The organism is Flavobacterium sp. GSB-24 (assembly GCF_027924665.1).
Classification (GTDB): Bacteria; Bacteroidota; Bacteroidia; order Flavobacteriales; family Flavobacteriaceae; genus Flavobacterium.
The window spans coordinates 601,162-613,280 of record NZ_AP027043.1; the positions used below are offsets into that span (position 1 = coordinate 601,162).

Here is a 12,119-nt window from a genome sequence, read left to right on the forward strand (position 1 = left end):
TTAAAATTCCCAATTCCAATGTTTGAGGTTTTAAATTATAACTCCAAGTTGGAATTTGGAGTTTATTTATTGGAATTTTAAATAAAGTGCATATAAAAGAAAAAAGGCTGTCAAAAAAATTGACAGCCTTTATAATTATTCTGGATCTTTCATTTTAAATGTATCCATAAATGCAGTTGTATAATCTCCTGCAATATATTGTGGATCATCCATTAATTGTCTATGGAAAGGTATTGTAGTTTTTACACCTTCAATTACGAACTCGTCCAAAGCTCTACGCATTTTGCTGATAGCTTCTTCACGAGACTGCGCTGTTGTAATTAACTTAGCAATCATAGAATCGTAGTTTGGCGGGATACTATAACCTGAATATACGTGAGTATCTAAACGTACTCCGTGTCCTCCTGGCATATGAAGCGTAGTAATTTTTCCTGGTGAAGGACGAAAATCGTTATAAGGATCTTCAGCATTAATACGACATTCAATAGCGTGTAATTCTGGAAGATAGTTTTTACCAGAAATTGGAATTCCAGCAGCAACCATAATCTGCTCACGGATCAAATCATAATCAATAACTTGTTCTGTGATTGGGTGCTCAACTTGAATACGAGTATTCATTTCCATGAAATAGAAGTTTCTGTGTTTGTCCACTAAAAACTCTACAGTTCCAGCTCCTTCATATTTAATGAATTCAGCAGCTTTTACAGCAGCTTCTCCCATTCTCGTACGTAAGTCATCTGTCATGAAAGGTGAAGGAGTTTCTTCAGTAAGTTTTTGGTGACGACGTTGTACAGAGCAGTCTCTTTCAGAAAGGTGACAGGCTTTTCCGTAAGAATCTCCAACAACTTGAATTTCGATATGGCGTGGTTCTTCAATAAGCTTTTCCATGTACATTCCGTCATTTCCGAATGCAGCAGCAGCTTCTTGACGCGCGCTTTCCCAAGCTTTTAAAAGCTCTTCTTCTTTCCAGATAGCACGCATTCCTTTTCCACCACCACCAGCAGTAGCTTTCATCATAACTGGATAACCAATTTCTTTAGCTACTTTTTGTGCATGCTCGTAAGATTCTAATAATCCGTCTGAACCTGGCACACAAGGAACTCCTGCAGCTTTCATTGTAGCTTTTGCAGAAGCTTTATCACCCATTCTGTCAATCATTTCTGGAGCAGCACCGATAAATTTAATTCCGTGCTCTTGACAAATTTTAGAGAATTTAGCATTCTCAGAAAGAAAACCGTATCCTGGGTGTATTGCATCTGCATTTGTAATTTCTGCAGCTGCAATGATATTTGACATTTTCAAATACGATAAGTTACTCGGAGGAGGACCAATACAAACCGCTTCATCAGCAAATTTAACATGTAAACTTTCTGCGTCGGCTGTAGAGTAAACTGCAACAGTTTTGATTCCCATTTCCTTACATGTACGAATTACACGAAGTGCAATTTCTCCTCTATTCGCAATTAATATTTTTTTAAACATCTTATTTTAATTAGATAATTAGACAATTTGATAATTAGATAATTTTAGATGATTAACAAAACTTATATTATGAACCATTCTAAAATCTAAAATCTAAAATCTAAATTTATTTATGATGGATCTACTAAGAATAAAGGTTGGTCAAATTCTACCGGAGACATATCGTCAACAAGAATTTTTACAATTTTACCAGAAACTTCAGATTCGATTTCGTTGAATAATTTCATTGCTTCAATTACACAAAGAACATCTCCTTTTGAAATAGTGCTTCCTACTTCTGTGAAAACTGGTTTGTCTGGAGATGGTTTTCTATAAAAAGTTCCAATGATTGGAGATTTTATAGTTATGTATTTAGAATCGTTAGCAGCTGGTGCTTCTGGAGTTACATTTACAACTGTTGGAGCAGTAACTTGTGGAGCTGTTACCTGAGGTAAAGCTGCCTGAGTTGGTAATTGCTGCACGTAAGTTGCCTCAGTTACATTTGTTTCTAAAGTTGTTCTGATCGTGATTTTTACATCATCCATTTCTAACTTCACTTCTGCAACGCCCGAATTTGCAACAAATTTGATTAGGTTTTGAATTTCTTTTAAATCCATAATGATTCGTTTTTAGTTTTAATTTATTTCTTATCGTAAGCCCATTTTAAATAGATAGATCCCCAAGTGAATCCACCACCAAAAGCAGCAAAGATAACATTATCTCCTTTTTTAAGCTTATCTTCAAAATCTGCCAATACTAATGGTAAAGTTCCAGAAGTAGTATTACCATATCTTTCGATATTTACTAATACTTTAGAATCATCCAATTCCAATCTTCCGGCAGTAGCATCAATAATACGTTTGTTAGCTTGGTGTGGCACTAACCAATCTACATCTTGATTTGTCAAATTATTTCTTTGTAAAATCAATTCGCTGGCATCGGCCATATTAGTCACAGCATATTTGAAAACAGTTTTTCCGTCTTGCATAATATTGTGCTGTCTGTTTTTTACAGTTTCTTCAGAAGGCGGAATCAAAGATCCTCCAGCTGGAATTTTAAGAAAATCGCGTCCTACACCATCACTTCTTAAGTATTCATCCTGCAAACCTAGACCTTCGTAATTTGGTTCAAAAAGAACTGCACCAGCTCCATCACCAAAAATAATACAAGTTGCTCTGTCTGTATAATCTACAATTGATGACATTTTATCGGCACCAATTAAAAGTACTTTTTTGTAACGTCCTGACTGAACATAAGCTGCAGCAGTAGACATTCCGTATAAGAAACTTGAACATGCAGCCTGCAGATCGTATGCAAATGCATTTGTAGCCCCAATTTCTGTTGCAACAAATACTCCTGTCGAAGCCACCATCATATCTGGTGTTGCTGTTGCCATTATAATCATATCAATCTCTAAAGGATCAATATTTGCTTTTGCAATTAAATCTTGCGCTGCTTTTATAGCAAGATAAGATGTGCCTTTATCTGCATCTTTAAGAATTCTTCTCTCTTTAATTCCTGTTCGAGTAGTAATCCACTCGTCATTGGTATCAACCATTGTTTCTAAAACTTTGTTAGAAAGTACAAAGTCAGGAACGTAAGCGCCAACAGCGGTAATAGCGGCTGTGATTTTATTCATTATATTCTATTATTTCCTTTCAAATACTGCGATTTGAAAAATTTTTAAAAGACTTGAAAATTACAAAAAAAAACGAAGCGATTTTGTCTATATTTTCTTAAAAAACAAAAATTATAACCAACAAAAAAAACTCTCACTATGTGAGAGTTCTAGTATAATTTACAAAAACGTATTAAGCAACCGCTTCAGATTTATCGATAACAACTTGCCCTCTGTAGTACATTTTACCTTCATGCCAGTAAGCTCTGTGGTATAAATGCGCTTCACCTGTAATAGGACATGTAGCGATTTGAGCTACAGTAGCTTTATAATGTGTTCTTCTCTTATCTCTTCTTGTTTTCGAGGTTTTTCTCTTAGGATGTGCCATTTTACTATATTATTTATCCGTTAATAGTTTCTTTAATTTTTCCCAACGCGGGTCAATATCTTCTTCTTTATTACTCTCTTCCTTTTGTTCTTTTACACTTAATTCATTCAATTTTGTCAAAGCTTCGGTTTGTAATGTTCCGTCTTTAACACCTGGATGAATTCTTTTTTGAGGCACCGAAAGTGCAATCATTTCATAAATGTATTGTGACACATATAATTCATGTTCTCCATGCGGCAAAATCAACAATTCTTCATTATCATTATTGAACTCGTCTCCAAAGCGAACAATTAATTTCATTTTCCCTTTTATAGGAAGGTCAAAATCCTCGCCCGTTAGATCACAAGGCACATTTACAGTTCCTTTGTGTTTGAATTCTAACTCTAACATGTTGCTTTTCTTTTCGAAAACCAAATTCACTTTAATATCTGAACTTTGAAACTCTTCATAGTCAAAGTCCTTAAAGAACGTGTTATTTATTTGATACTCAAAATGGTGTTTTCCTAGTTTTAATCCTACGAAAGGAATTAAAAATTCTTTTGTTTTGCTCATTTCAACATCAATTTGATCAATTCAGTTCTATAACTAGATGTCTGAATTGGGGTGCAAAGATATAAAATTATTATAAATCTAATAATCTTATTCACCTTTTTTTGTTTATAACTGTTTTTCTTTTATTTTAAGAGGTTTTTGGCTAATCTCCTCATACTGATTACGCGAGCGAAAAATGTCTATTGCAAGATATACTGCCTCTGTAAATGAATTGTGATCTGCCATGTCTTTTCCAGCAATATCGTAAGCTGTACCATGATCTGGAGAAGTCCTAACTTTATTCAAACCAGCTGTATAGTTCACGCCTTTTCCAAAAGATAATGTTTTAAACGGGATCAATCCTTGGTCGTGATACATTGCCACAATAGCATCATATTTTTCGTATTGACCGCTTCCAAAAAAACCATCCGCAGGAAATGGACCAAAAACCATTGTTCCAGAATCGAATAGTTTCTTTAAAACTGGCTTTAAAACCAAATCATCTTCTTTTCCGATAACACCACCATCACCTGCATGCGGATTTAATCCTAAAACTGCAATTTTCGGCTTCACTATACTAAAATCTTGAATTAAAGATTTTTTAATCGTTTCAATTTTTTTAGTGATTAATTCTTCTGTTAAATGAGAAGCTACCTCATTTAAAGGCACATGATCTGTAATTAAACCTACTCTTAAATTATCCTGCACCATCATCATAAGCGCATTGCCTTCTAATTCTTGATTTAGATAATCTGTATGTCCTGGAAATTTAAAACCTTCAGATTGTATGTTATACTTATTAATAGGTGCTGTTACCAGAACATCTATTTCATCATCTTTTAAAGCTTTTGTTGCTGCCGCAAAAGATTTTATCGCATACTCCCCTATTTTTGGGTCATTTACACCAAAATTTACATCAATACTTTCTTTCCAAAGATTTAAAACATTTACTTTTCCAGGTACAACTTGATCTAATTTATCAATCCCGTGAAACTGAACTGTAGAGGTAAAACTTTTTTTAACGAAAGAAAGAATTTTAGCATTTGCAAAAATAACCGGCGTACACAATTCTAACATGCGAGAATCCTCGAATGTTTTTAATATAACTTCGCTTCCAATACCGTTTAAATCTCCTACTGAAATTCCAACAATTATATTTTCTGCTTTTTTATTCATGAGCTCAGTTTATTTATTACTAATTTTGATGTGCAAATTTAGTAAAATAAAACCACAATGTTCACAGGAATTATAGAAACCCTTGGTACGATTCACGAAATCAAAAAAGACCTTAACAATCTTCACGTAACAGTAGACTCTTCGATAACTAACGAATTAAAAATAGATCAAAGCGTTTCGCATAACGGAATCTGTCTTACCGTTGTAGCCATTAAAGATTCTCTTTATACCGTAACAGCAATCGATGAGACAATTTCAAAAACCAATATTGGTGATTGGAAAGCAGGCGATATTGTAAATTTAGAACGAGGCATGAAACTTGGCGATCGTCTTGACGGACATATTGTTCAAGGCCATGTTGACCAAACAGGAACGTGTATTAAAATTGAAGAAGCCAACGGAAGCTGGAATTACACTTTTGAATACGATAAAGATTTAAATAACATTACAATAGAAAAAGGTTCGATTACTGTAAACGGAGTAAGTCTTACAGTTGTGAATTCTAAAACTCATGAATTTAGTGTTTCAATTATTCCTTATACTTATGAACACACTAACTTTAAAGACTTCAAAGTTGGAACAAAAATCAATTTAGAATTTGATGTAGTTGGAAAATACATTTCAAGACTATATTCTATTAATAAATAACTTACTGATTTCCTATAAAAAAAGCTTCAATTTAAATTGAAGCTTTTTTTATTTGATTTTTATATATTATGGTAGCACCTAAAGCTAAACCGCTAACTAGTAAAAATACGGTATTTTGGTCTATTGGAAAGTCAGGTCCACCACTACCCGGTCCACCTGGTCCATCATCATCTTCTAAGCTCATAGTACCAGCTGTTTTCGCAGTTGGCGATGGCGGTGTAGGACCAGCCAGCATAAATGAGACATTTAATAATATTAAAGCAACTGCTAAAAATGGGGCTTTTAGATTTTTCATAAAATTCAAGCTGTCAAAACAGCAAGCTATAATTATTAACAAATATTCTTTAATAGAAATTTCGCATAAATACATTCCTATTTGCAAAATCTTGGACAAAAGTATAAGTTTTTTGCACAAAAGCAATATTTAAAACAAAAAACATAAAACAAATTTTAACACTTTTTTCAACAAATAGCTTAATCCCTTTTTAGAAAACGTTGTAGCTCATAAAAAGCTCATTTTCATTACTATTTACTAATTCAGCAAGCTTATAAGAATTTCCTGATTTTAAAAAAAGAACAGTAACTGTAACCAAAATTTCTTCATTAAAAGTTACGTAAAAACTTAAACCTTGGATCTTATTTTTTTTACACGGGAACAATCTTTTGAATTAATATATTTGCATTGGCTATCAATAAAAAAACAAGCTCTTTTTTAAAAACCAAAAAATAATGAAAAACAAATATACAGTTGGAAGTTTATATGCTGGTGTCGGCGGTATTTGTTTAGGCTTTGAAAATGCAGGTTTTAAATTAGAATGGGCAAATGAATTTGATAAAAAAGCCTGTGTCACTTATAGAAACAATTTCGATCATACTCTTATAGAAGGTGACGTAATGGAGATTGATGTAAAAAATCTAAAAAAAATTGATATTCTCACCGCAGGATTTCCTTGCCAGCCATTTTCTCTTGCGGGCCATCGAAAAGGTTTTAATGACAGCAGGGGAAATCATTTCTTTAAAATATTGGATTTTATTGACGAGATGAGACCTAAAGTTGTATTTCTTGAAAATGTAAAAAATTTAAAAAGTCATGATAACGGAAATACAATGAAAGTAATTCAAAGCGAAATAAAAAAACGCGATTATACTTTTGACAGCGCTATTTTGAATACCAAAGATTTTGGAAACATTCCACATAGTCGTGAAAGGATTTTCATGGTTGCTTTCGATAAAAGTTTCGTAAAAAAAGGTTTTAAATTTACCTTTCCTGAAAAAGAGCCGTTAACTAAAAAGATTACCGATTTAATCACAAAAGAAAAAGTCGATAAAAAATTCTATTACACGGAAGAGAAATATATGTACAACATGCTGAAAGAAGCTGTTGTGAGTAAAGACAGAATTTACCAGTTTAGAAGACAATACGTAAGAGAAAATAAATCTAAAGTCTGCCCCACGCTAACTGCAAATATGGGAACCGGCGGACATAATGTTCCTATTATTACGACAGATTTTGGTTTTAGAAAATTAACCCCAAGAGAATGTTTTCGTTTTCAAGGTTTTCCCGACACTTATAAACTACCTTCTATTTCAAATTCTAGTCTTTATAAGCAGGCTGGAAATTCCGTAAGCATGCCCGTGATTGAAAGATTGGCTTCGGAAATATTTAAGTGCATTGAAAAAATTGAAACTAAAAAAGCAAAAGCTCAAAAGGTTTAAATACTCAAAAGCATTATTGTTCCTTCAATTTTAGCCAAACAAACTTCTAAGTTTCTTCTAATTTCTTGACTCCAAAACCTTAGAACTGTCCAATTTTCTGAAACTAGAAAAGCATTGACTTCTTCATCTCTTTTCATATTCCTTTCAATTTTCGGAATCCAATATTCGCGATTTGATTTAATTCTCAATTGCTGAACTTCCCAATCTTTTCCGTGAAAGAATTCACTGTCTACAAAAATGGCAATTTTATATTTGGCAAAAGTAATATCAGGTTTACCAAATATTTTTTTATTGTTTTTCCGATATCGGTAGCCCAGATTCCACAAAGCTTTAGCAAGCCTTATTTCGTCTTTTGTAGCAGTACTTTTTATCGCCTGCATATTTTTCCTCCTTTGTTCGGGAGTTAAATTATCCATCGTAAGATTAAATTTGTTTCTTACAGATAAAGTTAGTTATTTAACGGAAATGAAAATTCAATTATTTGAGGTTAAATATTGTATTATTTTCATTTTAAAATAGGAAGAAAAACAAAAAAAGCCTTTACATTGCTGTAAAGGCTTTTATTTCTAAAGAAGTGGTCCCACCTGGGCTCGAACCAGGGACCACCTGATTATGAGTCAGGTGCTCTAACCAGCTGAGCTATAGGACCGGTTTAGAGGATGCAATATTACTACTATTTTTGATTCACTCCAAATATTTTAAGACATCATTTGTATTTAATTTTAAATCTTTTACTGAATTTCAAAAACGAAATTGATTTTCAATGTCTTATTTAAAAATTAAAATGACATTTTTTTATTTAATTTCCTGACAAAGCTCCACCAAAACACCATTTGTGTTCTTCGGATGCAGAAAAACAACCAATTTATTGTCGGCACCTTTCTTCGGAATTTCATTTATCAACACAAAACCTTCACTTTTTAGGCGAATAATTTCTGCTTCGATATCATCAACGTCAAAAGCAATATGATGAATTCCCTCTCCTTTTTTTTCCAAAAATTTAGCAATCGGACTTTCTGGATTTGTTGCTTCTAGAAGTTCGATTTTATTATTACCGGTTTGAAAAAAAGAAGTCAGCACGCCTTCGCTTTCTACAGCTTCCATTTTATAGGATGGAACGCCCAGCATTTTTTCGAACAAAACATTGGCATCATCCATATTTTTTACTGCAATTCCGATATGTTCAATTTTGTTTACCATTGTTTCAAATTTTATTGATTTACATAAGTATTAAAATAACCACATTCTGCAATTACATCTTGATAATATTTCGTATCTGAATAGTCTTTCTTTAAAGCTTTGAAAGAATTCCAAGCAATAAAATTAATCTTATCATCTTGAATTTCCCAGTAACTGTTTATGTTATTATACTTTTTATTGTAATAATCATTTCGTTCGCATTTTGAAATCAGATACAGACATTTTGCTTTTTGTTCTTTGTTCGAAGCAGCTTCAAAAGCTTTTTGGTAATACATTTTCGAAACTGAATTATTGGTAATCATTTCTTTCATTGCATTTCTAAATGAATACGGACTCGAGCCATAACCCACAATATTAATTTCGTAGAAAGTTCTTCCGTTCCCGAAATGAGAAATATTATAAAATACATTTCCTAACAAAAGACTATTGGTATAAACATCTTCTTTCTGCGCCAATTTTTCCTGCATCGATTTTATCGTAGTCAGAAAATCCATGTAGGTATATTTTCTTTTTTGATAAGCGACATGATCACAATCGTGACAATCTTTAATGCTTCCGTTGAACGGATTTCCTAAAAATTTATAATATTGAACTGAATCTGTCTGCTTCAAATATTCGATCGCTTCAGGAATTTTGTTTTTGAAAGTCGCCTGAACTGCCTGAAAATTATTAATATCTTTCAATTTCAAACTATAAATTCCAGCACCAATTTTCTCGATTTCGGTTTTATTGGTTTTTTCTAAAAAAGCTTTCATTGCCAGCAATTCCTTTTCATTATCATAAAATGAATTTCCATCGTTCCAATAGCTGTAACGCGATTCGTTAAACAATTCTGCCATTACTGGATTTGACTTTGCTTTGTATAAAGCTGCCAAATAATTTTTACTCCATTGAAAAGCATTTTGATAACGAAACTCACTTCCTTTATAAGTTTTTGGCAGCTCAAAATAAATCCAATTTAGATCTGCTAAAACGGTTTTTACATTGTTGTCATCTAGTTTATCTATTTTGCTCAAGTTATTTACAAAACGCAATAATCGAATTTGGTAACTTGCCAGTTCGGTTTTTGGCAGCGTTTTTACTGCTTTAGTATAATTCTTGTCTGCATTGGCATAATCGCCTTTTAGCGTTTGAAGATAACCAATTGCAATATCCCACAAATATGGTTTTTCTGTATTTCCCGCTGCAGAAATTTTAGCAATTAAATCAAATGCACTTTTGTCAATCTTTGCTTGATTTTCACTTTTATTTTCTGCGATTGTCTGAGGTTTGGTAGGTTGATTTTCACCTGCATTCTGCTGAAAAGAATTATTGATTTTTTGCTCCAGCGAATTCACCAATCTTGTTGCTAGATAATTTAAATGTTCGCTTTTTGGATCTAGTTCATAAATCTTTTCGATCGCTTGTTTTTCATCTTTATAATAACCATGAATTGCCCAAAGCGCAGCTTTCTCACTATTATTTTTAGCCATTGCTAAAGCTTTAGTCCAATCTGTTTCATTTTTCGGACGAAAACTATACGCAGTTACCACGCGTAATTCTGGACATTTATCAAAAACCTGGGCATATAAATAGTTAGAAATCGCATATTTTTTCTGTTGGTAATTGATTCCTGCAACATACGCCAAAGCACGATAATACAAAGTGTTTTTTGCTACAGAACTTTCTGTTTTATTAAAAAAGTCAATTGCTTTTTGTTTATCATTACTATAAAAACGAGCCTTCATCGTTAAAAACCAATATCTGTTTTTCAAAAATGAATCTGATAAAGTGTTGTACACATTTTCGATAGATTGAATCATCTTTGCATCATTGAATGTTTTTGCCACCACTGGATCGTAACTCCAGTAATCTTCTCCAATAGAAACTGTTTCAATCTTTTGAGCTAAGTATAAGAATTCAATAAAATCTTTAATTTTCTCGTCTTTCAAATTAATCTTTTTTCCCCATTTCTGCGAACTCTTATTTTCTTTTTTGCTTTTATAAAAAACATGAAGATCTGTAATTTCTTCTTTGTTTTTAATCGCATTTTTATCGTCAGAATAGTATCTTGGCTTTTCGTCACCAATCAAAAAATAATTTACTGTTGTAGTATCCACTTTTCCTTTAAGGTAATTCGCCCAATCTGATTTTATATTTCCATTAAAACGGGAATTGTGCTGCGTATCAAAACCAATTCCGTAAAAAATTCCTCCTGATAAAAATAGAGGAGAATAGGATTTGTCTGCAAAAGTTTCTGGCGTAAAATTAGAATTATAACCAAAGAAATCCCAGTCGTCTCCGCCGGCACAGGCATAAATAATTCCGTATATCGAAAGTAAAGCGAGACTAAAACTCAGAAATAACTTGTTCAAAAATATTCTTTTCATAATTGTTTAAATTGAATTCGTCTAAATCGTAAAATATAATTTCTTTTGGTTTTTGTGGCAGATTTTCATCCAAATCTTCTGCCATTTCTTTTAAATCTTTTGTGCTGATTTCTTCTATTTTCAATAAATCTTTCTCTTCATAAAAAATACCATTCTTATAGTTAGATTGTTTTACTCTGAAAAAAATCGGGCTTATTTTTTCAAAATTCGAATCTTGAAGCAGATCTTTTATATTCATTTTCGAACGAAGTCCGATTACTTTATTATTTCTAATATGAACTCCCCAAGAATAAATGGGAAGTGCCAAATCAAGATGAAGCGGATATTTCTTCAAACTCTTCAAATATTTTGAAGCCGCTTTTTGATCGTAAATAGAATTTAGCGAATCTGGTGCAATCGACCCCATGTTGTAGTACATTAAAACTCCAGAATCGACATTTGGGATTTTTGTTTTTTTGAAATATTTGACTTGATGCAGTCGAATTGTTGCCGAAAGCTTCTTCTTCGATAGCTTTTTAAAAACCTCTACAAACTTCAAATAATTATCTTTGCTATTCAATGTCCAATCGCAGTCAATTTGAATTTCGTCACAAGATATTTTATTCTTTTGGTTGATCTGTTCAATAAAATCAAATGTTTTCTCAGCCAAATCATTGACATCCAGATTGGGCTGCAGCATTACTTTGTTCTGAATAAAGACAACTGGAACAACAGCATATTGATTAAGATTTTCGTCAAAGCGAATTGGACTAACCGGAATTGGATTTTTCTTTTCTGGATGAACTCCAATATCAAAATACCTTATATAAAGCTTTTGAACATTGTTTTCATTTAAAACTTCTCTTTCCGTTTTTGAAAATTTTAATATTGTTTTCCAATAATAAAAAGAAATAACAGGCTTTTCGTTTTTACTGCAGGAGAAGAGTAAAAAGAGAAATAAAATTGGAAAAAGTCGCTTTAACAAAACTTGGAAAATTACATTTAAACCCAAAAGTAAGAAATTATGGCTCTT

13 protein-coding genes and 1 tRNA gene are annotated in these 12,119 nt (G+C 32.5%); 2 read left to right on the forward strand and 12 right to left on the reverse strand.

Features of this window, described 5'->3' with window-relative positions:
- Positions 1–135 precede the first annotated feature (135 nt).
- The 6 genes from accC to pdxA all read right to left on the reverse strand — a co-directional run bounded on the left by accC (position 136) and on the right by pdxA (position 5,174).
- Positions 136–1,482 (reverse strand): acetyl-CoA carboxylase biotin carboxylase subunit, encoded by a 1,347-nt coding sequence (gene accC / locus QMG60_RS02930; RefSeq protein WP_057115163.1) that lies wholly within the window; start codon positions 1,480–1,482, stop codon positions 136–138.
- Positions 1,483–1,592: 110 nt separating this feature from the next.
- The gene (gene accB / locus QMG60_RS02935; protein WP_057115164.1) at positions 1,593–2,078 is read right to left on the reverse strand and encodes an acetyl-CoA carboxylase biotin carboxyl carrier protein; all 486 of its coding nucleotides are present in this window, start codon (positions 2,076–2,078) and stop codon (positions 1,593–1,595) included.
- Between the two features lie 23 nt (positions 2,079–2,101).
- Entirely contained in the window at positions 2,102–3,100 is a 999-nt protein-coding gene (locus QMG60_RS02940) for a beta-ketoacyl-ACP synthase III (RefSeq protein WP_057115165.1), read from the reverse strand.
- A 172-nt stretch (positions 3,101–3,272) separates the two neighbouring features.
- Entirely contained in the window at positions 3,273–3,467 is a 195-nt protein-coding gene (rpmF, locus tag QMG60_RS02945; RefSeq protein ID WP_008465217.1) for a 50S ribosomal protein L32, read from the reverse strand.
- A gap of 9 nt (positions 3,468–3,476) precedes the next feature.
- Positions 3,477–4,019, reverse strand: a complete 543-nt coding sequence (locus tag QMG60_RS02950) for a DUF177 domain-containing protein (RefSeq protein WP_281866818.1) — start codon at positions 4,017–4,019, stop codon at positions 3,477–3,479.
- Positions 4,020–4,124: 105 nt separating this feature from the next.
- Entirely contained in the window at positions 4,125–5,174 is a 1,050-nt protein-coding gene (gene pdxA, locus QMG60_RS02955) for a 4-hydroxythreonine-4-phosphate dehydrogenase PdxA (protein WP_281866819.1), read from the reverse strand.
- A gap of 57 nt (positions 5,175–5,231) precedes the next feature.
- On the opposite strand from pdxA, the gene QMG60_RS02960 reads away from it, so the two are divergent.
- The gene (locus tag QMG60_RS02960; RefSeq protein WP_057115168.1) at positions 5,232–5,822 is read left to right on the forward strand and encodes a riboflavin synthase; all 591 of its coding nucleotides are present in this window, start codon (positions 5,232–5,234) and stop codon (positions 5,820–5,822) included.
- Positions 5,823–5,853: 31 nt separating this feature from the next.
- Here the strand turns inward: QMG60_RS02960 and QMG60_RS02965 are convergent, their stop codons facing one another.
- Positions 5,854–6,216: a hypothetical protein gene (locus QMG60_RS02965; protein ID WP_281866820.1), complete on the reverse strand. Its 363-nt coding sequence runs from the start codon at positions 6,214–6,216 to the stop codon at positions 5,854–5,856.
- A gap of 335 nt (positions 6,217–6,551) precedes the next feature.
- On the opposite strand from QMG60_RS02965, the gene dcm reads away from it, so the two are divergent.
- On the forward strand, positions 6,552–7,538 hold the full coding sequence (gene dcm / locus QMG60_RS02970) for a DNA (cytosine-5-)-methyltransferase (protein WP_281866821.1): 987 nt from the start codon (positions 6,552–6,554) through the stop codon (positions 7,536–7,538).
- Here dcm and QMG60_RS02975 read toward each other — a convergent pair.
- From QMG60_RS02975 to QMG60_RS02995, 5 genes are all read right to left on the reverse strand, one after another.
- On the reverse strand, positions 7,535–7,918 hold the full coding sequence (locus QMG60_RS02975; protein WP_281866822.1) for a very short patch repair endonuclease: 384 nt from the start codon (positions 7,916–7,918) through the stop codon (positions 7,535–7,537). The two genes, dcm and QMG60_RS02975, sit on opposite strands and share 4 nt — an antisense overlap.
- 195 nt (positions 7,919–8,113) lie before the next feature.
- Positions 8,114–8,187, reverse strand: a tRNA-Ile gene (locus tag QMG60_RS02980).
- Between the two features lie 146 nt (positions 8,188–8,333).
- Entirely contained in the window at positions 8,334–8,738 is a 405-nt protein-coding gene (gene mce, locus QMG60_RS02985) for a methylmalonyl-CoA epimerase (RefSeq protein WP_281866823.1), read from the reverse strand.
- An 11-nt stretch (positions 8,739–8,749) separates the two neighbouring features.
- Positions 8,750–11,107 carry a hypothetical protein gene (locus QMG60_RS02990; protein WP_281866824.1) on the reverse strand — a complete coding sequence of 786 codons (2,358 nt, stop codon included), beginning with the start codon at positions 11,105–11,107 and terminating at the stop codon, positions 8,750–8,752.
- The gene (locus QMG60_RS02995; RefSeq protein WP_281866825.1) at positions 11,067–12,098 is read right to left on the reverse strand and encodes a hypothetical protein; all 1,032 of its coding nucleotides are present in this window, start codon (positions 12,096–12,098) and stop codon (positions 11,067–11,069) included. The genes QMG60_RS02990 and QMG60_RS02995 overlap by 41 nt, the downstream gene beginning before the upstream one ends.
- Between the last annotated feature and the right edge of the window lie 21 nt (positions 12,099–12,119).

Excerpts from the sequence above, each read along its gene's own strand:
- mce (WP_281866823.1), bottom strand. The coding sequence starts at position 8,738 with ATGGTAAACAAAATTGAACATATCGGAATTGCAGTAAAAAATATGGAT.
- accB (WP_057115164.1), bottom strand. The coding sequence starts at position 2,078 with ATGGATTTAAAAGAAATTCAAAACCTAATCAAATTTGTTGCAAATTCG.
- QMG60_RS02975 (WP_281866822.1), bottom strand. The coding sequence starts at position 7,918 with ATGCAGGCGATAAAAAGTACTGCTACAAAAGACGAAATAAGGCTTGCT.
- QMG60_RS02950 (WP_281866818.1), bottom strand. The coding sequence starts at position 4,019 with ATGAGCAAAACAAAAGAATTTTTAATTCCTTTCGTAGGATTAAAACTA.
- pdxA (WP_281866819.1), bottom strand. The coding sequence starts at position 5,174 with ATGAATAAAAAAGCAGAAAATATAATTGTTGGAATTTCAGTAGGAGAT.
- QMG60_RS02990 (WP_281866824.1), bottom strand. The coding sequence starts at position 11,107 with ATGAAAAGAATATTTTTGAACAAGTTATTTCTGAGTTTTAGTCTCGCT.
- rpmF (WP_008465217.1), bottom strand. The coding sequence starts at position 3,467 with ATGGCACATCCTAAGAGAAAAACCTCGAAAACAAGAAGAGATAAGAGA.
- accC (WP_057115163.1), bottom strand. The coding sequence starts at position 1,482 with ATGTTTAAAAAAATATTAATTGCGAATAGAGGAGAAATTGCACTTCGT.
- dcm (WP_281866821.1), top strand. The coding sequence starts at position 6,552 with ATGAAAAACAAATATACAGTTGGAAGTTTATATGCTGGTGTCGGCGGT.
- QMG60_RS02960 (WP_057115168.1), top strand. The coding sequence starts at position 5,232 with ATGTTCACAGGAATTATAGAAACCCTTGGTACGATTCACGAAATCAAA.
- QMG60_RS02940 (WP_057115165.1), bottom strand. The coding sequence starts at position 3,100 with ATGAATAAAATCACAGCCGCTATTACCGCTGTTGGCGCTTACGTTCCT.